The sequence below is a fragment of the Prochlorococcus sp. G5PB11 genome (assembly GCF_059772425.1).
Genome location: NZ_CM186287.1, coordinates 1,768,481 through 1,787,636 on the forward strand (window position 1 = coordinate 1,768,481; position 19,156 = coordinate 1,787,636).

The window sequence follows — 19,156 nt, forward strand, 5'->3', positions numbered from 1 at the left end:
TCAGGGTTAAGAAACTTCATCTTCAAAGAACCAATGCTTGCTTCCATCATTCATTTTAATTACCACTCCAATTCCACCCCTCCCATCAGTCATTTTATAGTCTATTACGGTACCTCTGGGGTCTTCTGATAGTTGGTCTATCAAATAAGAAGGTATGCGATCTCTTACACGTTCAATATTAATCTTAATTTTTGAACCTATCCTTGAAAGGGAGGTTGGCTTAGCCATGGAATTAAATTGATTAATTTCGGGCACCTTAACAGTTCCTCTGTTTAAAAATCATGGTTGCTTTAAGATTGATCCCTTGTCTTGATGTTTCAAACGGTCGAGTAGTGAAGGGTGTCAATTTCGTTGGATTGCGTGATGCGGGAGATCCAGTTGAATTGGGATGCAGGTACAGCAAGGCTGGGGCTGATGAATTGGTCTTTCTTGACATAACAGCTACACACGAAAAAAGATCTACTTTGGTTGAAATGGTTAGACGCACTTCTGAATCTGTAACCATTCCTTTTACTGTTGGAGGAGGCATAAGTTCATTGAATGGAATAAATGAATTACTGAGAGCAGGAGCTGACAAAGTTAGTTTGAATTCCAGTGCTGTTAAAGACCCTTCCTTAATTTCTCAAGGTGCAGATCGTTTTGGCTCTCAATGCATTGTTGTTGCAATAGATGCAAAAAAGAACAAAGATATTCCTAATAAGTGGGACGTTTATGTGAGTGGTGGACGAACAAATACTGGTTTAGATGTTATTGAATGGTCAGAAAAAGTATTTCATCTTGGTGCAGGGGAAATCCTATTAACTTCGATGGACGGTGATGGAACTCAAAATGGTTATGATATAGAGCTAACTAGATCAATTTCGGAGAAAGTTTCAATACCAGTAATAGCCTCTGGGGGTGCTGGTTGCTTGAGACACATCAAAGAGGCCTTTACTCTAGGAAAATCTTCAGCTGCTCTCTTGGCTTCTCTATTACATGATGGGCAATTAACTATCAGAGAAATAAAAGAATATTTAATTAAAGAGAATTTATGTATAAGACCAATCGAATGATAAACATTTTCATGAAAACGTTGATAACAAAAGTTATGAGTTAATGTTTTATGGAAGTTAAGTATTTTTCTATATTTATATGAGACCTGGTAATACTAAGGCTATTGAGGAAATGTTTAATTCCATTTCTTCAAAATATGATTTTCTAAATGATATCTTTAGCTTTGGATTACATAGGTTTTGGAAAAGAAAATTGTTGAATATTCTTAATCCGACTTTTGGTGAGAAATGGATAGATCTTTGTTGTGGAACGGGAGATATGTCAATACTTTTGGCTAGATATATGAAAAATTCGAAAAATATTATTGGAATAGATACAGCTTCTAAAGCATTATTAGTTGCGAGAGAAAGATCTAAAAAAAAATATTCTTCAATTAAATGGATAAATTCTAATGCTCTTCAAACTAATCTAAAATCCAATGAATATGATGGGCTATTGATGGCTTATGGCTTAAGGAATCTTTCTAGTTCTTATGAGGGGCTTCGAGAGGCTTTTAGAGTTTTGAAACCAGGTGGAAGGGCAGGAATATTAGATTTTCGATCTTTTGAGGGATATTCCATGCAAGGTCTTTTCCAGAAAATTTATCTCAGTCTTTATGTCGTTCCAATCGCATCACTCTTTGGATTAGGAAAGGAATATTTATATATAAAAAAAAGCTTAGTTAATTTCCCCTCAGGGGAAAAACAAATTCAATTAGCACTTTCCGCTGGCTTCAAGAAAGCAGAATATCAAACATTAGCAATAGGACAAATGGGAATTTTGTTGCTTGAAGCCTAAGTTGAATAGTTCAATCTGTTCTCAATTCTTTTCTTCTGCAAAAACTACATCTACCCCACAATTTAATTTCTCCCTTCGGAGAAGGCACCTTGCAAAAAGGACAATCGGTGATTCCATTTTTGTCAGTTCTGCTTGGGTGATGTTCCCAAATTTCTTTTTCAGTTTCTCTTTTGACTAAATTGATTGGATAATGTTGTCTAATCCGGATCTCTTTTATTTGATATCCATGAGATTTTAAAGATTCAATTAACTCCAAACGATTGTATAAAAGCGCTTGTCTCCATTGTGGATGGCTTGCTCCAATGGTTAGAACTTTATTTTTTATGTTAAGTGGCGTGCAATTTAATGCGAGTTGCTCACCCGCTATTTCTACCCAATCTTGAATAAGGCCTCCTAAATTCCCTTCCCATGAAGACTTGATATCTTCTAAGCATGTATGTATTGACTTCTCCCTTTTTGCTTTTGTTTTATGATTTAAGTCTTTTAAAGTCAATTTTAATTAGAAACTTTTTTAGATTTAAAAATTTAATCTAGCTACTATATTAAACAATGCATTAAAGCCAAATGGGATTCTTTGATAACTTAGGCCGATTGATAAGGTCAAATCTAAACGCTTTAGTTCGTGGTGCAGAAGATCCCATAAAAATACTTGATCAGTCTGTTGCTGATATGCAAGAGGATTTAGTAAAGCTTCGTCAAGCTGTAGCTATGGCTATTGCAAGTCAAAAAAGATTAGAGAATCAAGCAGGTCAGGCAAAAGAGCAAATTAATAATTGGTTCTCAAGAGCTGAATTAGCCTTGAAAAAAGGTGAGGACGATCTGGCTAAGGAGGCATTGAGTAGGAAAAAAACTTTTCAAGAAACTTTTGAATCTTTATCTATGCAGTCCCAAAAACAAAATGCTCAAGTTGAAAAGCTAAAGAAAGGTCTTTTGTTATTAGAAAGAAAGATTTCCGAAGCTCGAACAAAAAAAGATATGCTTAAATCAAGGGCGCAGGCAGCGAAGGCTCAGCGGAAAATTCAAGATGCTGTAGGAGATTTAGGGACTAATTCTTCTATGGATGCTTTTAAACGAATGGAAGAGAAAGTTGAAGAATTGGAAGCTTTGGGAGAGGCATCATTTGAGTTGGCAGGCCAAGATCTAGAAAGTAAGTTTGCAGAATTAGAAGGTGGTAATGATATAGAAAAGGAATTAGAGGTATTGAGGAGTCAATTAAAATCAGGAGTTGAGGCAATAGCTTTGCCTCCATCCGATTTAGATGTTGATGAAGTAAAGACTGTAGAAATTCAAGAAGTTGAAATTGAATTAGAGGAGATGAAGAAGTCAATTGATAAGGCTTGATTTTTTGAAGAATAAATGACCTTGCCATATGAGTAATCAAAAAATCTATAGCGGTGTAGGGTTGATTTCTAGATATCACAAATTAAATAACTCCTCTACAAGATCATGGCGATTAATGTTGAAACCTATTTGTGCCAGCACTGAAATAGAGTTGACGAATTGGATTGCAGAGAAACCAGTAAAAAAAAATCAGCCAAAAGCAATGTTTGCTTCTTGTCAAAGATTTGGTAAAGGTCAAGCTGGTCGGATTTGGCAAGCACCTAAGGGAGGGGTTTGGGTTAGTGCAGCTATTAAGAGAGAGGGTCCGTATGAAAATAATTCACAGCTTTATGGGTTAGCTGTGGCATTGGCTTTGATTAAGAGAATTGAACGGATAGGAGTTAATGTCAGTATTAAATGGCCGAATGATCTACTAGTTGATGGTCGAAAATTAGCTGGTATTTTACCTAGACTATTTTTTAGAGGTGGGGAACTTCGATTATTAAGAGTTGGAGTAGGTTTAAACGTTTTTAATAATGTTCCTAAAGAAGGGATCTCGCTTAAACAAATTGTTGGAGATAAAAATATGAATATCAATTTTTGGTCATCAGAAGTTTTACTTGCGATAGAAAGATCTTTAGATTTTTTAGAAAATAAAAATCTTCTTTGTAGTGAAGTAGAAGAAAGGTTGTGGTCAAAAAAATATATTGATAATCAAACTGGCAAGCAGTGGAATATCAAAGGTATAGACTCGATTGGTAGATTGGTTCTTTTTGAAGAAAACACAGAGAAATTTTTGTCAACTTCGATATGATTGCCTGAGTTAATTTTCAGTAATCTCTGTTACCTTACCGTCTCTAAATCTTGCTATTTTTTTTGCTCTTTGAGCGACATTATCTTCATGAGTTACTAATACAATTGTTATTCCCTGACTATGCAGTTGATCAAAAAGATTTAAAACATCTTCAGTAGTTTTGGAATCTAGAGCACCAGTTGGTTCGTCTGCTAATAATAGTGATGGTTGATTGATTATTGCTCTTGCTATGGCAACTCGTTGTTGTTGACCACCAGATAATTGATTAGGCAGATTGGTCAGCCTGTTCCCTAGCCCAACTCGATCAAGTGCCTCTTGAGCGCGCTTCTTCCTTTCTAAAGCGGGGACGCATGCATAAATCATTGGAAGCATTACATTTTCTAGTGCTGAAACTTCTTGAAGCAGATGAAATTGCTGAAAAACAAAACCAAGTTCTTTATTCCTAATATCTGCAAGTAAGTCATCATCAAGCTTTTCTACTGCAGTTCCATTTAATTCATAAGTCCCATTAGTAGGACGATCAAGGCATCCGAGTATGTTCATTGCAGTACTTTTACCAGACCCACTTGCACCCATCACTGCAAGGTAATCACCCTGATAAACCTCAAGGTTTAGGTCGTCAAGAGCTTTCACTTTGACCGAGCCTTCCCCATAAAATTTATTTACATTCGTTAGACGAGCTACAGATTTTTTCAATGATTTTAATTTGTTAGCCAATTGAACTTTTAGTTGCAAGAGTAATGGCTTCTTGAAGTAAAGGAGTTCCGTTTACCGCAATATCGGCAAATTTAAAGAGAGGGTTTGAAATGATTCCACCAATTGCAGTTACTAGAACACAAAAAATCAACCCTACTTTGAGAGAAGACATTCCCGGTATTGACCATTCTATAGTCGGATATGCTTTGACAACATCTGAAGCTTCTTTAGGTTCGGTTACTACCATCATTTTTATAACCGATATGTAATAGTAAATAGAAATAACAGAAGTGACTAAGCCAACACTCACGAGTAGGTATTGCTCATCTGCCCATCCAGCAAAAAACAAATAGATCTTTCCAAAGAATCCCAACATTGGGGGAATGCCTCCCAAAGATAGAAGGCATAAACTCAATCCTAATGTTATCAATGGATCTTTTTGGTATAGTCCTGCATAATCTGATATTTGATCACTACCAGTTCTAATTGAGAAAAGTATTATGCAGGCAAAAGCACCAAGATTCATAAATAAATAAGCAGCCATATATAGAACCATCGCGGCAAAACCATCTTCAGTTCCACAAACCAATCCAATCATTACAAATCCAGCTTGTCCAATTGAGCTATAGGCAAGCATCCTTTTCATTGATTTTTGAGCTAGCGCTACAACATTTCCCAGCGACATACTTAGGACTGCTAAAACAGTAAAAAGTAATTTCCATTGTGTGTCAAAAGCGCTAAAACATCCCACGAGTATTCTCACTGCCAGAGCAAAACCTGCTGCTTTGGATCCCACTGATAAAAAGGCAACTACAGGAGTAGGAGAACCCTCATATACATCTGGTGTCCATTGGTGAAATGGGACTGCAGCAATTTTGAAAGCTACTGTAGATAATACGAAAACAAGTGCTAACGCAGATAAAGGGGTTGGAGCATTGATTAACGTTATTCCTATCTCTTTTAGATTTGTTGACCCACTTATTCCATAAAGCAGAGATGCTCCATATAAAAAGACAGCGGCAGCAGCCGAACCAACTAATAAATATTTTAGAGCAGCCTCAGAACTTCTCGAATCTCTTTTTAGATATCCAGAGAGCAAATAGCTGGCAACGGAGAGTGTTTCTAGAGAAACAAAAACACTTACCAAATCAGTCGAACCACATAGAAGCATTGCTCCAAGAGTGGCAGCTAATAATATTGCTGCAAATTCACCAATAGGACTCCCGTTTTGTTCAGCATATCTCCAGCTAATTAACAAAGAGATGAGGGTTGATAGAGCTATAACCCCTCTAAAAGCAATAGCAAGATTGTCTGCAATAAATGCGCCTAAGAAAGATTCTTGAATGTCTCCATTCCATTGCATTAGTAGCAAAAACAAGGAGCTTCCAAGACCTGCATAACAGATGGGCGGAGACCAGCGGGCTGAAATCTTTTCGCCAGCCAAGTCCACCAAAAGAGTCCCTAACATTGCCATTAGGACTGCAGCCTCGGGTAGCACAGCTTTAGCATTTAAAGAGAGATTTAAAAGCTCTACAGGCTCGTTTATGAATATTTGAAAAGACAAAAGTTCACCCATTTATGTATTGTTTTGAAGCTGTGTCTGATTTTATAACTTTAGCGAAGTTATAAAATATGCCTTTTTTATCATTTTGGGCTATGCATTTTACTATTCAGTACGTTAGATAAGAAGAAGGAAAATTGAGCTGATGCCCACTGACCATACTCTGGTAATTGTTGAAAGTCCCACAAAGGCAAAGACCATTAGAGGTTTTTTGCCTAAAGATTTTCAAGTTCTTGCGTCAATGGGGCATATAAGAGACTTGCCTAACAATGCCTCCGAGATCCCTGCGAAGCACAAGGGAGAAAAGTGGGCAACGATAGGGGTTAATACAACTGCTGATTTTGATCCTTTGTATGTGGTCCCAAAAGAAAAGAAGAAAATTGTCAAGGAATTAAAACAATCTTTGAAGGGCGCTAGTGAATTGTTGCTTGCTACTGATGAGGACAGAGAAGGTGAAAGTATCAGTTGGCATTTAATGAACGTACTTGATCCAAAAATCCCTGTTAAGAGGATGGTTTTTCATGAGATAACAAAAGAGGCTATTTCCAAAGCTCTATCGAAAACAAGAGAAATTGATATGGAATTAGTTCATGCTCAAGAAACAAGAAGAATATTAGACAGATTAGTTGGATATACCCTGTCTCCTCTTCTGTGGAAAAAAGTTTCTTGGGGTTTATCTGCTGGAAGAGTCCAATCAGTTGCAGTAAGATTGCTGGTTTTGCGAGAGAGAGCAAGGAGATCTTTCAGAAGTGGAAGTTATTGGGATTTGAAGGCAAAATTAGAAAAAGAAGGCAGTGAATTTGAGGTGAAAATGACCTCAATTGGTGGACAAAGAATAGCCAGTGGTAGTGATTTTGATGAATCAACTGGATTATTGAAATCTGGTCGAAACGTAAAATTACTGAACGAGGAGGAATCTAATGAACTTGCTAAAAAATTAATTACTGATAAATGGAAAGTTATCAATGTCGAAGAAAAACCGTCAATTCGAAAACCAGTTCCTCCTTTTACTACAAGCACATTACAACAAGAAGCTAATAGAAAACTTCGATTATCAGCTAGGGAGACCATGAGATGTGCCCAGGGGTTATATGAAAGAGGCTTTATTACGTACATGAGAACAGACTCTGTTCATTTGTCCGATCAGGCAATTAATGCTTCAAGAAAGTGTGTTGAATCAAAGTATGGCGTTGAATATTTAAGTAATAAGCCCCGTCAATTCTCCAATAAGACGAGAAATGCTCAAGAAGCTCATGAGGCAATTCGTCCTTCTGGTGAGAGCTTTAAAACACCCAAAGATTCCAATTTACAAGGAAGAGACCTTTCTTTGTATGAACTGATTTGGAAACGAACTGTTGCTAGTCAAATGGCCGATGCAAGATTAACAATGCTTGGAGTGGAATTGAAAGCATCGGATGTGTCCTTCAGGGCTAGTGGTAAAAGAATTGATTTTCCAGGTTTCTTTAGGGCTTATGTTGAAGGAACGGATGATCCTGATAGTGCCCTTGAAGGTCAAGAAGTGCTTTTGCCTAAATTAGCTGTCGGAGATACTCCAATGGCTAAGAAGGTTGAGGCACTTGGGCATCAGACTCAACCTCCTGCTAGATATAGCGAAGCTTCTTTAGTTAAAACGCTTGAGAAAGAAGGTATAGGTCGTCCTTCTACATATGCCAGCATTATTGGAACAATTATAGATCGAGGCTATTCAGTCCTTAATAATAATTCTTTGACTCCAAGTTTTACAGCATTTGCTGTTACTGCTCTTCTTGAAGAACATTTCCCTGACCTTGTAGATACTAGCTTTACAGCTCGAATGGAATCAACACTGGATGAGATATCAACAGGTAAAGTAAGTTGGCTTCCATACCTCAAGGATTTTTATAAAGGTGATACCGGTCTGGAAAATCAAGTTCAACAAAGAGAAGGAGACATAGATGGAGGGGAATTTCGGTCGGTTTCTTTGGAGGGACTTTCGTCTCTTGTCAGGTTGGGTAAATTTGGAACATATCTGGAATCAAAGCAACTAGGTGAAAATGGGAAGCCTATAACAGCTACTCTCCCACAGGAGATTACTCCCGCAGATCTAGACGAAGATATAGCAGAAATGATCTTAAAACAAAAAGCTGAGGGACCTGAGTCCCTTGGGATTGATCCTGATAGTGGACAGAATTTATATCTATTAAATGGTAGATATGGTCATTTTGTTCAACGAGGTTTAGTTGTTGAATTGAAAGATCTTGGAGTTCTAAAAGGCAAGAAAAAATTAGGGAATCTTCGCTTATTCAAAAGTAGTCAATATGGACTCTATTTGAAGCATGATTCATCAAAGGTTCAGGTCTTGTTGCCAGAGAATATAAAAGAGGATGAGATTGATGTTGAAAAAGCGATCGAATATCTAGATGATAAATCCTTGAAAAAAGCTCCAAACCCAAAAAGGACTTCATTACCAAAGAATTTAAAACCTGAGAACTTGACCTTTGAGGAAGCCCTCGGATTAATTCAATTACCACGTCTACTGGGAGAGCACCCAGAGGGAGGCAAGGTTCAATCAAGTTTGGGTAGGTTTGGTCCGTATGTTGTTTGGAGTAAAACTGATGGTGAAAAAGATTATCGCTCAATTAAGGGCGAAGATGATGTTCTTCAAATAAGCCTAGAAAGAGCCCTTGAGCTTTTATCTATTCCTAAACGGGGAAGAGGTGGAAGAACCGCTTTGAAAGAACTTGGTGTCCCAGAAGGAGAAACAGAAACTATCCAACTTTTTAATGGACCATATGGTTTATATGTTAAACAGGGAAAAATCAATGCCTCTCTTCCAGAAGGAAAAACCGTTGAAGATATCTCTATTGATGAGGCTATTCAACTATTGGCAGCTAAAAAATCAAGCAAAAAAACAACATCTAAGAAAAAAAGTTCTACAAAAAAGACAATAAAATCTAATAAGAAAGATTTGAATTCATCATCTTCAAAAAAAAGTACTTCTCGAAAATCGTCTTCCACAGCTAAAGCAGGACGTCCAAGAGCTAGCAAGGTCAGGGTAATTAAACCCAAATAAAATTTTGGATATTCTAGTATTTGTTGAGAAAATGTTTATTAGATTATTTCTAATAGTTATTCTAATTCCACTTCAATCATGTTCAAATACTGTAATTGGTGAGAAGTTGGAAAGTAGTTTTGATACCCCTCAGAATCTAAGAGCTTCAGGAGATATAAATAATAAATTAAAGAAACAAAATGAAATGCCAAAAATTACATCAAGAATTAAAGTTGAGAAGAAAAAAAATGAAAAAGATTTAGGGAAAATTATCAAAGAGAATTCAATATCTAACAAAGATAGACTTAGCCAAAAATCAAGTAAATCAGTAAAGAATACAATTTTTACCCCACAGCCATACAGAATTATTTTAAGATTGTCAGGCGCCAATCCCTCTGCACCAGCTGAGACTGTTACAAAGGCTCTAAGGAAAGCAGGAGTCCAGTTTGAAGTCGAAAAAATCGAACGTTTTGATAACGGGGAGTTGTCAAATGATAGATCTCTAAAAAGAAAATAATTTTGACTTTAGATAATAAAAACTTTTTTAAAAGCAGCTCTCTTTATAAAGCTCCTCTTAGCAAGAGACAAGCCTTGAAAATTGTTGAGTCCTCTTATTTAGCTGCTGCATCGGCTTTGATTTGGATAGCTCTCTATTATTTGCCGATTGGTGGAGCTGTATTTCGTCTTGCGTTGCCCTTGCCCTTGGCTCTTCTTCAAATTCGGAGAGGTATTAAAACAGGAGTTGAGGGAGTGACAATATGTGTATTGTTGTTAACTGCTCTGATGGGTCCGCTAAGAGGCCCTTTAGTGCTCTTCCCTTATGGATTACTTTCCTTGTGGTTAGGGCATAGTTGGCAAAAAGGATGGAATTGGTGGTTAAGTTGGAGTGTTGGAGTGTTTATAGGGACTATGGGTTTTCTTGTTAGAGTCTTCGTCTTATCTATATTGGTTGGTGAGAATTTGTGGGTAATTCTTACTCGTGCTGGAGCAGGATTACTCGCCAAAGGGATAGATGTTTTCAATCTTTCTTTTACTCCGGATATGAGACAAGTTCAAATAGTTGCATTATTTCTAATTATAACTCAAGAAATTGTTTACGTTCTTTGTTTGCATGCGTTGGCTTATTGGATCTTCCCTAGGCTCAAATCCTCTATACCCGAGCCACCTGCATTCCTAGAGAATTTAATTTCTCTTGAATCTAATTGATTGAAAATGAAAGGAGTTGACTATACTTTATTGCCGTCAGGAGTATTGGCTTTTGGGGATGGCCTGCAAAATGAAAATGTTAATGAAAGAGTAAAAATTTTGCAAGAAAATATTACTAATATGGAATTCTTTTTAATTCTTGCTGGATCTCAAACTGCAGAGATTGAGGGTATTTCTGCGGCTGGTTCGACTCCTGTTTCTAGACGTTATACAGCCGTTGCAGACGCCGAACTTTTATTAAGAGGTCCTTTGATTCCCAAAAGATGGCCTTTACCTCCTTTAGCTGCAGGTGTCTCGCCTGCATTGATTAGTTACGTTGCCTCAAGGTTCTTGAAAATTAAGCCAACAATCATATCGGCAGGACTGCTACAAACCCCCCCATTTAGTCATGTAGCTTTAGAGTCACCCAAGATGGGCCCTGCTAGATGCTTGAGTTCAGGTAATGCAATGGAAAGAACTAGAGTTAAACTTTTACTAGATGGTGGATTTAAGATAGGTAAGAAGTTAAAAAAATCTCTTTTAATAACTGAGTGTGTTCCAGGAGGTACCTCTACAGCTTTTGCTGTTCTTTTAGGATTAGGAATAAATGTTAATGGTCTTATAAGCGGAAGTTATAGGAATCCACCTTCAGAATTAAAAGCAAAATTAGTTAAACAAGGACTCAAAGCTGCAAAATTAAAGAAGAATCCATCTTCTGTTGATCTCATGGCAGCAGTCGGGGATCCATTTCAACCAATTGCAGTTGGTCTTTTGATGGGAGCTATAGAATCTGGTCAAGATGTTCTATTAGGAGGAGGTTGTCAAATGTTGGCAGTATTAGCTTTAGCATTAAATGAAATTGAGCCTAAATTACGTTCTGAAGTTACTGGTAAAATTTTTATAGGAACAACATCATGGTTAGTAGATGAATCACTTTCTGCTGCAAAAAATAGAAATTCTTTTATTCATTTAATGAATAATGTCGCCAATCATTTTAAGGTAAATATCCTTGGTCTAGCTAGTGGTTATAGATTTAATGATAGTAATCAAAAAGTTCTTAGAGATTATGAGATCGGTTATGTTAAAGAGGGTGTTGGTGCTGGAGCATTATCGTTGCTTGCTCAAATCAAGGGATTGACTCAGAAAGAAATGGTTGAAAAGTGTGATTTAGAGGTTGCTAATCTTTTTAAGTCAAATAACGAAATAACTTGTCACGGGATTTGAATAATATGAATACTGATAAATTTGGTAGGAGAGAGTTCATCAAATATGGATTGATCTCTTCTTTATTTTTCTTATCTGGGTGTTCAACGTCTCAAAAGAAATTGGCTTTGAGAGGAGTTTCTAATAGCTTTCCTAATGAATTTGTAAATAGTTTATCTTCAGGTTGGGAATTTTTCCCTATAAAAGATATCGACTTAAAAAATTTTTCTTATAACTCTACTCTTCAAGAAAAAACAGATTTATTAATCTTAAATGATGGTTGGATATCTGAGTTAGCCATTAATTCATTTCAAGAAATCAAAGTAGATAATATTAGAAATAATTTCAGCAAGCAGACTAATTCTTTTCTCGAAGGGTTAGGCGAGGATTATAAAAAAAAGCTTTTACCGTTAGCGGTTAGCCCTTGGGTGATACTTTTCAGAAATGAAGGTTCTCTTGCTTTAAAAAATAAGGATACTTGGGAAGTTATTTTTTCGAATTCACTTGCAAATCAGATAGTTTTTCCTCGTAGTCCTTATCTTCTGATTTCTATTGCACAAAAAATAGATTTGGTTAACGATTTCTTGAAAATCAAGAGTCAAGCTAAAACTTATGATGATAGGAATGCTTTAAATTGGGTCGTTTCAGGTAGAGCAAATGCAGCAGTTTTACCCTTATCTAACTGTGTTAAAGCTCTTGTTGAAGATCCTCGCTTGTCTGTCCTTTTGCCTAAGGAGGGAAGTCCGCTTAATTGGACGGTTCTTGCTTCCCCCTCGCTTCCTCCAGAGTCTTTCCCTATTGAGTGGGTTGATTCCTTGTGGGGAGCTACCTATTTAAGACGTCTAATAAGTAAAGGTTATTTGCCACCAACGAGCTTTTCTGACTTGAGGAGAAAAAATATAAATGTTTCTCAAAGGTATCAATCTATCTTTCTACCAGAAGAGAGTGTTTGGAATAAATGTTGGTCATTGCCAATACTCAGTGCTGATGAGAAAAAAGCCTTGGCTTTATATTGGAATAATTCATAATCAAACTATATTTGAAATCCAAATAAACTTTTTCAAGACATTTCTAAATACCATAACTAGCATTCTAAAAGTGGCAGTTAAAATAATGTTCACTGGTTTAATTCAGTCTATTGGCACGATCAAGAAAAATAATTTGGGGGTAATTGTTGATGGATGTAAGCCTTTTTCTCCACTCAATCTTGGAGACAGTGTCTCTGTAGACGGAGTTTGTCTAACAGTTTCTGAATTAATCAATGATTCTTTTTTTGCAAATATAAGTGAAGAGACTCTTAAGAGAACAAATCTTGCAGAAAAAGCTCAGAAAAATGGTTATGTAAATCTCGAACCAGCATTACGTTTGTCTGATCGGTTAGGTGGACATATTGTTAGCGGACATATTGATGGTCTAGGTGAAATTATTTCAATTGAAAATTTGAAAAACTCCTGGAATTTGAAAGTATCTTGGGATGATATGAACTTCTGTAGGTATATGTGCGATAAAGCTAGTATTTGCCTGAATGGAATTAGTCTTACTATCTCTGAGATATGTAATTATGGGTGTGAATTTTCAGTAGCCGTAATACCTCATACTTGGACAAAGACATGCTTGCAGTATTTGAAAATTGGCGAAAAAGTTAATTTAGAAGTTGACTTGATGGCAAAGTATGCAGAAAAACTTTTAAATGTGCAAAATAATGATTCTTTTTCAAAAACTCCACCATTAATTAGCTCTCAGTGGCTTAATGAGCAGGGTTGGAACTAGGAATTTTTATTTAATAAATATAAATTTTTCGGAAGATTTATTATTTCTTTAGTGGTAACAAACTTATCGCTCCAGAGTCTTTTCGTACATCAATACGAAATTCCTGTCCAGGCTCTAGACCTAGTTTTTTCGTATAGGCATGTCCTATAAGAAGATTGCCATTACCATGAACTTTAGTTCGAAATTCTGCTTGTCTTCCTCTTGAAGATCTATTGCCTGCTCTGCCAGGGCCATTTGAGCGAAGTTTATAACCCTTAGCTTCAACTAGAGCACGGTAAAAACTTTTACGTAAAACTCTCCCGCTTGGGCCGACATAACCACATCCTTTAGCTATTTCGTCTTCTGGACGGCTGCTTAAAGATCTTGCTTTGTCGAGGAGTTCTTTTCCAACAAGCATTTCAGACTGTTTTATTTAATATAATTCTGACCAATAAGTGGAATTGTGCAACAAATTAATTGAAAGTTTCTTGCTTAGTATCAATATTTACCTCTTAAAGCAGATAAAGGATGATGAATAAGATAACCCAAATGCCATCTACAAAGTGCCAATAGAGCTCTACTGCCTCAAATGGGAACTTGTTTTCATTATTCACTCGACCAGATGGGATACGTGTTTGCCACCAAATAATCATTATCATTATTGATCCAAGTGTTACGTGAAGCCCATGAAAGCCAGTTAATGCATAAAAAGTACTTGCATAAAGGTTGTCTGTTAATCCAAAAGGCAAAGTAAAGTACTCAAACATTTGACTGATTAAAAATGCCACTCCCAAAGCGCCTGTTATGAGAAGCCATTTTTGACATTGTTTTGCTTTATTCTTTTCTAGGAATTTCCCGGCCTGATGAAATGTAAAGCTACTAACTAGAAGTAAGACTGTATTTAAAGTTGGTAATGGCAGTTCTAGTTCGTAAATAGCATCAGGCCCAAGGGGATTGACTGCTTTGAATGTTAGATATGCCGCAAAAAAACCTGCAAAGGTCATCCCATCTGCGATTAAAAAAGCTATTAAACCAAACAAACGAAAATCTTCATGCTCTTCAGTTGAGAGTTCTTTTTTGTTCTCTGAAGATTGTTCTTTTGGAACTATCGAAGTCATGTAATTACCTCCTGAGTGTTATTTGAATTTTTTTCTCCATAACCATATGGTTCTAGAACTAGTGGGGCTTCTCCCTCCCAATTTTCAACAGGAGGGGGTGAACTTGTTAACCACTCAGGTGTTAATGCATTCCATGGATTGTCACCAGCGTCATCCCCGTAGAGGATGCTTTGAAAAATATTCCATAGAAAAGGGATAGTGCTTAGAGCCATTAACAATGCACCTACGCTACTTATTTGATTGATTAATTGAAATTGTGAATCGTATTCAGCAACTCGTCGAGGCATACCATTTAAACCTAACCAGTGTTGAGGAGCAAAACAAAGATTAAAGCCTATAAAAGTAATTATGAAGTGGAATCTCCCAAGATTTTCATTGAGCATTTTTCCGGTAAATTTTGGGAACCAGTGATAAATAGAAGAGAAGATAACAAAGACTGAACCTCCATAGACTATGTAGTGAAAATGAGCAACAACAAAATAGGTATCATGTACATGAACATCAAAAGGAACTTGAGCTAGGGCAACTCCCGTTATTCCACCCAAGACAAAGTTAATAATAAATCCGCAGGAAAATAGCATGGCTGCATTAAGTGATATTTTCCCTCCCCATAAGGTTGCAACCCAATTGAAAAATTTTATACCTGTAGGAACAGCTATAAAAGCAGTAGCGATTGTAAAAAATAAGCGCATCCATGGAGGAGTTCCACTCGTAAACATGTGATGAGCCCAAACAACTAGGCCTAAAACAACTATTCCCATAATTGAAAAGACCATTGTTGTATAGCCAAATAGAGGCTTTCTACTGTGGATTGGAAGTATTTCACTTACCAAACCAAAGGCAGGTAAGACCATGATATAAACAGCAGGATGAGAGTAAAACCAAAAAAGATGTTGATAAACAATTACATTTCCACCAAGACTTGGGTTGAAGAAACCTGTATGAGCAACTATGTCAAAGCTCAACAATATTAAAGTACCTGCTAGAACAGGAGTTGATAACACGACGAGAATACTTGTACCAAGCATTGCCCAGCAATACATGGGTAATTGCATTAATTTTAGCCCAGGTCTTCTTAGTTTGAGGATTGTAGCGATGAAATTAATACCACCAAAAATTGAGCTCCCACCTAAAAGTAATACGCTTAGTATCCAAATTATTTGACCGGCGGCTGGAGTCGTAATGCTTAAAGGTGGATATGCTGTCCACCCAGATTGTGCTGCCCCGTTTATGAAATAGCTTGTTATTAACATCAACCCGGAGGGAGGTATTAGCCAAAAAGCAACAGCATTAAGTCTTGGGAAGGCCATATCCCTTGCCCCAACATAAAAAGGTATTAAATAGTTGCCAAATGCACCATTTACTACAGGTACGATCCATAAAAAAATCATGATTGTGCCATGGAGCGTCAAAACTTGGTTGTAAACCTCTCTAGGCATGAAATCTGAGAGGGGACTTGTGAGCTCTACCCTTATCGCTCCAGCCAAAGATCCTCCAATTAAATAAAACAAGAAACCACAAACTAAATATTGAAGACCTATGACTTTGTGATCGAGACTAAAACTCAGATATTTCAGCCATCCAGTTGGTTGGAGCTTCTCTGGAGGCGAGTTACTTGGTTTGAGTGAAATAGTCATAAATCTAAATTGACTCTTTAGAGTTTTCTTTTAACCAATTATCAAAGTCTTCTTGTTCATCAACTATTACGTTTGATCTCATCCCACCATGATAAGGGCCACACAACTCTGCGCAAACAATTGGGTAATTACCTGCTTTTGTAGGTGTAAAATTTAAAATCGTTGGTTGGCCTGGAATTACATCTTGTTTAAGTCTGAATTGAGGCACCCAAAAAGCATGTATTACATCTTTAGACTCCATTCTTAAATTAACTTCTCTTCCAACAGGAACATGAAGTTCGCCAGAAATAATATCTCCTTTTGGATAGTGAAAGATAAAAGCAAATTGCATTGCAGTTAACTCAATTGGTAATGAAGATGAATTTTTTGTGGATGAAGATTCAATTGGCCCAGAACCTATACCTCCCCAAACCCTCCCGGATTGATTATCCATTTGGCCACTGTGATCATGCATTAAAGGTTGCATGCCACCCATTCGATCATAAATATCGTAGCTATATAAACCTACAAATAAAACAACAATTGCAGGAACTGCTGTCCAAAATATTTCTAGAGAAATATTACCTTCTAAGTCAATCCCGTCACCAGTTTCTCCCGGCCTACGACGGAATTGAATAAGACTATAAATTACTAAAGCAGTCATACCTATGAAAAGTATGCAGCCAATAATGAATAGGACTCGATATAGTTCATCATAAACAGGAGCATTAATGCTCGCGCTCACGGGAAGCATATTGACGTTGTACGCAATCCAAACTCCTGCTACGCCAAGAATTAAACTTAACGTTAGAGTTAAGATGGCCGACAGTTTCGGCAAGAAGATCTCCTGTTCTATTTATAGGTTATGGGCAAAAGTAACTAATGTATCGGCTAATTGTTAATTCAAGATGAATAATTTTTTTTTAAAGACAATCTTTATGTTGCAGTCCTTTTATTCAGGTGACGTGTACAAAGTAATCGCTACGTTGAATTAACAATGATCTTGATGGATTTTTGCATACGTGCAGGTTATTTATCCACCAAAGCCACTCTTTAGATTGGGCCAACTTGCTGCTCATGTGGTGGTTGCACTGATCACACTTGTCGTGATTGGAGGTGCAACAAGAGTTATGGAGGCTGGCCTTGCTTGCCCAGACTGGCCTTTATGTTATGGGTCGTTTTTGCCTGGGAGGCAAATGAACTTACAAGTCTTCTTGGAATGGTTTCATCGTTTAGATGCATTTTTTGTAGGAATTGTTTTAATTGCTCAATTTGTGCTTTCTTTACGCTGGGCAAAAACTTTACCTACATGGCTTCCTTGGACCTATGGATTCTTAACTTTATTGGTTGCTTTTCAGGGTTTTTTAGGTGCTTTGACAGTACTGCAGCTATTGCCATCTCTAATCGTCATAGCTCATCTTGCAGTTGCACTCACTCTTGTTGCAATCATGAGTGGCGTGACTCAACAACTACTCAACCCTGGCAAGTCACTTTTTCCACTTTGGCTTCGTTCCCTTGGATTTTTATCTCTTTTTTCAGTTGTAGCTCAGTCTTTATTAGGTAGTCGGGTGGCAACCTCGTGGGCAGCGCAAAGATGCTTGGCTTTTGGAGATTCTTGCAATCTTTTAGGAATGCACCGTACTAGTGCTGTTCTGGTGAGCTTTTTGGTGATTTTATTCGTAATTGTTTCATCTTTTCAGAAAGATGTTCTTGCTAAGCAGTGGCCTTATCTTTTGACGATTGTTTTTTTGATCATCTTACAAATCTTATTAGGTGTTTTTTCTATTCATCTAAGCATGAGTCAACCTGGTCTCATAATTGGTCATCAACTAATTGCCTGCTTGTTAGTGGCCGTAATAGCAGCATTGAATTTTAAAGGTAGAGGAATTGATGAATCTTCTCAATCATTTCTTTTAAATCAATCAACTTTGGAGACATGTCATGGTTAGCTCTACATCAGATGTAATTTCACAGCCCGTTAATCGCGAGGAAATCGTTCCTTCGAGAAAGCGTATTAAACTTCCAGCTTGGTTAGAGGTTGCCAAACCAAGATTAATTCCTCTATTACTGGCAACCACTGTTGGTGGAATGGCTCTTTCGGAGGAATGGCCATTACCCTCTCCAAGATTGGCATGCACTTTGGGTGGAGGAGCTCTTGCGGCTGCAGCCGCAGGAGCTCTTAATTGCTTGTGGGAGCAAGACCTTGATAAGCGAATGAAACGCACCAGTAATAGAGCATTGCCCTCTGGTCGCCTTTCTCAGTCTTCTGTTTTTATTGGAGCAATTGCTTGTACACTTGCTGCTTCAACCCTTTTGGTAAGTGGAGTTAACTGCTTGGCAGCAGGACTTACTCTTTTAGGACTTTGTAGTTATGTTCTCCTATATACAGCATTCCTAAAACCTAGAACTTCTCAAAATATAGTTTTCGGAGGAGTCGCTGGAGCAATTCCCCCTCTTGTAGGAGCTTCGGCAGCAGCAGGCCATATTGGATTGGGTGGTTGGTGGCTATTCTCCTTGGTAATGGTTTGGACTCCAGCACATTTTTGGGCTCTGGCCATATTATTAAGAGAGGACTATCGATCTGTTGGTATACCTATGCTCCCAACAGTAAGTGGCCCATTTGTTACGGCAAAAGCTATATCTGTTTATGGCTATCTAACAGTCTTTCTAAGTTTTTTAGGGTGCTTTGTCTTGCCCGCAGGAGGCTTGTTATATGGAATGTTATTACTACCTTATAATTCAAGACTTCTCCAATTGGTCTCCAGATTAAGAGATGATCCTGAGGACTTAGATAGGGCTAAGGGTTTGTTTAGGTGGTCTATTCTTTATATGTTTGGAGTTTGTTTTTTGCTTGTTATTAGTAGATTAGAGGTATCAATTGTTTTTAATGATCAGTTGATAGCTTTAATTAAAGACTTCTCAATGATATTTTCGTAAAACTATAAAATTAAAATAAAAACTTTACAACCTTGCTTAGTGATATTAATTAGACTTTGCTAGGTGATATTAACTTGTTTTTAGGCAATCTGTTTT

20 protein-coding genes are annotated in these 19,156 nt (G+C 37.2%); 12 read left to right on the forward strand and 8 right to left on the reverse strand.

From position 1 onward, the window contains the following. Positions 1-6: 6 nt before the first annotated feature. Positions 7-228, reverse strand: a complete 222-nt coding sequence (gene petP / locus AC6EI0_RS10215; RefSeq protein WP_011823230.1) for a cytochrome b6f subunit PetP — start codon at positions 226-228, stop codon at positions 7-9. A gap of 53 nt (positions 229-281) precedes the next feature. On the opposite strand from petP, the gene hisF reads away from it, so the two are divergent. Together hisF and ubiE are read left to right on the forward strand one after the other, a co-directional pair. Beyond that, on the forward strand, positions 282-1,052 hold the full coding sequence (gene hisF / locus AC6EI0_RS10220) for an imidazole glycerol phosphate synthase subunit HisF (RefSeq protein ID WP_498522404.1): 771 nt from the start codon (positions 282-284) through the stop codon (positions 1,050-1,052). 112 nt (positions 1,053-1,164) lie between these two features. After that, complete coding sequence (ubiE, locus tag AC6EI0_RS10225; RefSeq protein ID WP_498522405.1) at positions 1,165-1,830, forward strand: bifunctional demethylmenaquinone methyltransferase/2-methoxy-6-polyprenyl-1,4-benzoquinol methylase UbiE; 666 nt, start codon at positions 1,165-1,167, stop codon at positions 1,828-1,830. 10 nt (positions 1,831-1,840) lie between these two features. Here the strand turns inward: ubiE and AC6EI0_RS10230 are convergent, their stop codons facing one another. Beyond that, positions 1,841-2,323 (reverse strand): DciA family protein, encoded by a 483-nt coding sequence (locus AC6EI0_RS10230; RefSeq protein WP_498522406.1) that lies wholly within the window; start codon positions 2,321-2,323, stop codon positions 1,841-1,843. 71 nt (positions 2,324-2,394) lie between these two features. Here AC6EI0_RS10230 and AC6EI0_RS10235 point away from each other — a divergent pair, with 71 nt between their 5' ends. Both AC6EI0_RS10235 and AC6EI0_RS10240 read left to right on the forward strand, forming a co-directional pair. Then, positions 2,395-3,171, forward strand: a complete 777-nt coding sequence (locus tag AC6EI0_RS10235; RefSeq protein WP_498522407.1) for a PspA/IM30 family protein — start codon at positions 2,395-2,397, stop codon at positions 3,169-3,171. A gap of 28 nt (positions 3,172-3,199) precedes the next feature. Then, positions 3,200-3,964, forward strand: coding sequence for a biotin--[acetyl-CoA-carboxylase] ligase (locus AC6EI0_RS10240; RefSeq protein WP_498522408.1), 765 nt, complete (start codon positions 3,200-3,202; stop codon positions 3,962-3,964). Between the two features lie 9 nt (positions 3,965-3,973). Here AC6EI0_RS10240 and AC6EI0_RS10245 read toward each other — a convergent pair whose 3' ends face one another. Next, positions 3,974-4,681 carry an ABC transporter ATP-binding protein gene (locus AC6EI0_RS10245; protein WP_498522409.1) on the reverse strand — a complete coding sequence of 236 codons (708 nt, stop codon included), beginning with the start codon at positions 4,679-4,681 and terminating at the stop codon, positions 3,974-3,976. Further along, positions 4,674-6,236: an NAD(P)H-quinone oxidoreductase subunit N gene (locus tag AC6EI0_RS10250; RefSeq protein ID WP_498522410.1), complete on the reverse strand. Its 1,563-nt coding sequence runs from the start codon at positions 6,234-6,236 to the stop codon at positions 4,674-4,676. Before AC6EI0_RS10250 ends, AC6EI0_RS10245 begins: the two co-directional genes overlap by 8 nt. A gap of 130 nt (positions 6,237-6,366) precedes the next feature. On the opposite strand from AC6EI0_RS10250, the gene topA reads away from it, so the two are divergent. The 6 genes from topA to AC6EI0_RS10280 all read left to right on the forward strand — a co-directional run bounded on the left by topA (position 6,367) and on the right by AC6EI0_RS10280 (position 13,410). Further along, positions 6,367-9,273 (forward strand): type I DNA topoisomerase, encoded by a 2,907-nt coding sequence (topA, locus tag AC6EI0_RS10255; protein WP_498522411.1) that lies wholly within the window; start codon positions 6,367-6,369, stop codon positions 9,271-9,273. A 31-nt stretch (positions 9,274-9,304) separates the two neighbouring features. Next, entirely contained in the window at positions 9,305-9,769 is a 465-nt protein-coding gene (locus tag AC6EI0_RS10260; protein ID WP_498522412.1) for a hypothetical protein, read from the forward strand. Positions 9,770-9,771: 2 nt separating this feature from the next. After that, positions 9,772-10,458, forward strand: coding sequence for a DUF2232 domain-containing protein (locus AC6EI0_RS10265; protein WP_498522413.1), 687 nt, complete (start codon positions 9,772-9,774; stop codon positions 10,456-10,458). Positions 10,459-10,464: 6 nt separating this feature from the next. Further along, complete coding sequence (locus AC6EI0_RS10270) at positions 10,465-11,661, forward strand: nicotinate-nucleotide--dimethylbenzimidazole phosphoribosyltransferase (RefSeq protein ID WP_498522414.1); 1,197 nt, start codon at positions 10,465-10,467, stop codon at positions 11,659-11,661. A 5-nt stretch (positions 11,662-11,666) separates the two neighbouring features. Then, complete coding sequence (locus AC6EI0_RS10275) at positions 11,667-12,668, forward strand: type 2 periplasmic-binding domain-containing protein (protein ID WP_498522415.1); 1,002 nt, start codon at positions 11,667-11,669, stop codon at positions 12,666-12,668. A gap of 85 nt (positions 12,669-12,753) precedes the next feature. Further along, entirely contained in the window at positions 12,754-13,410 is a 657-nt protein-coding gene (locus AC6EI0_RS10280) for a riboflavin synthase (RefSeq protein ID WP_498523540.1), read from the forward strand. 40 nt (positions 13,411-13,450) lie between these two features. Here AC6EI0_RS10280 and AC6EI0_RS10285 read toward each other — a convergent pair whose 3' ends face one another. The 4 genes from AC6EI0_RS10285 to AC6EI0_RS10300 form a co-directional block, all read right to left on the reverse strand. Next, on the reverse strand, positions 13,451-13,807 hold the full coding sequence (locus AC6EI0_RS10285; RefSeq protein WP_498462290.1) for an AbrB family transcriptional regulator: 357 nt from the start codon (positions 13,805-13,807) through the stop codon (positions 13,451-13,453). Between the two features lie 94 nt (positions 13,808-13,901). Beyond that, complete coding sequence (locus AC6EI0_RS10290) at positions 13,902-14,507, reverse strand: cytochrome c oxidase subunit 3 (RefSeq protein WP_498522416.1); 606 nt, start codon at positions 14,505-14,507, stop codon at positions 13,902-13,904. After that, positions 14,504-16,144 carry a cytochrome c oxidase subunit I gene (gene ctaD / locus AC6EI0_RS10295; protein WP_498462292.1) on the reverse strand — a complete coding sequence of 547 codons (1,641 nt, stop codon included), beginning with the start codon at positions 16,142-16,144 and terminating at the stop codon, positions 14,504-14,506. The genes AC6EI0_RS10290 and ctaD overlap by 4 nt, the downstream gene beginning before the upstream one ends. Positions 16,145-16,148: 4 nt before the next feature. Then, complete coding sequence (locus AC6EI0_RS10300) at positions 16,149-16,961, reverse strand: cytochrome c oxidase subunit II (RefSeq protein WP_498522417.1); 813 nt, start codon at positions 16,959-16,961, stop codon at positions 16,149-16,151. 184 nt (positions 16,962-17,145) lie between these two features. Between AC6EI0_RS10300 and AC6EI0_RS10305 the strand changes: the two genes are divergently transcribed. Together AC6EI0_RS10305 and AC6EI0_RS10310 are read left to right on the forward strand one after the other, a co-directional pair. Beyond that, on the forward strand, positions 17,146-18,072 hold the full coding sequence (locus tag AC6EI0_RS10305) for a COX15/CtaA family protein (protein WP_498522418.1): 927 nt from the start codon (positions 17,146-17,148) through the stop codon (positions 18,070-18,072). Then, complete coding sequence (locus tag AC6EI0_RS10310; RefSeq protein ID WP_498522419.1) at positions 18,065-19,060, forward strand: heme o synthase; 996 nt, start codon at positions 18,065-18,067, stop codon at positions 19,058-19,060. The genes AC6EI0_RS10305 and AC6EI0_RS10310 overlap by 8 nt, the downstream gene beginning before the upstream one ends. Positions 19,061-19,156: the final 96 nt, after the last annotated feature.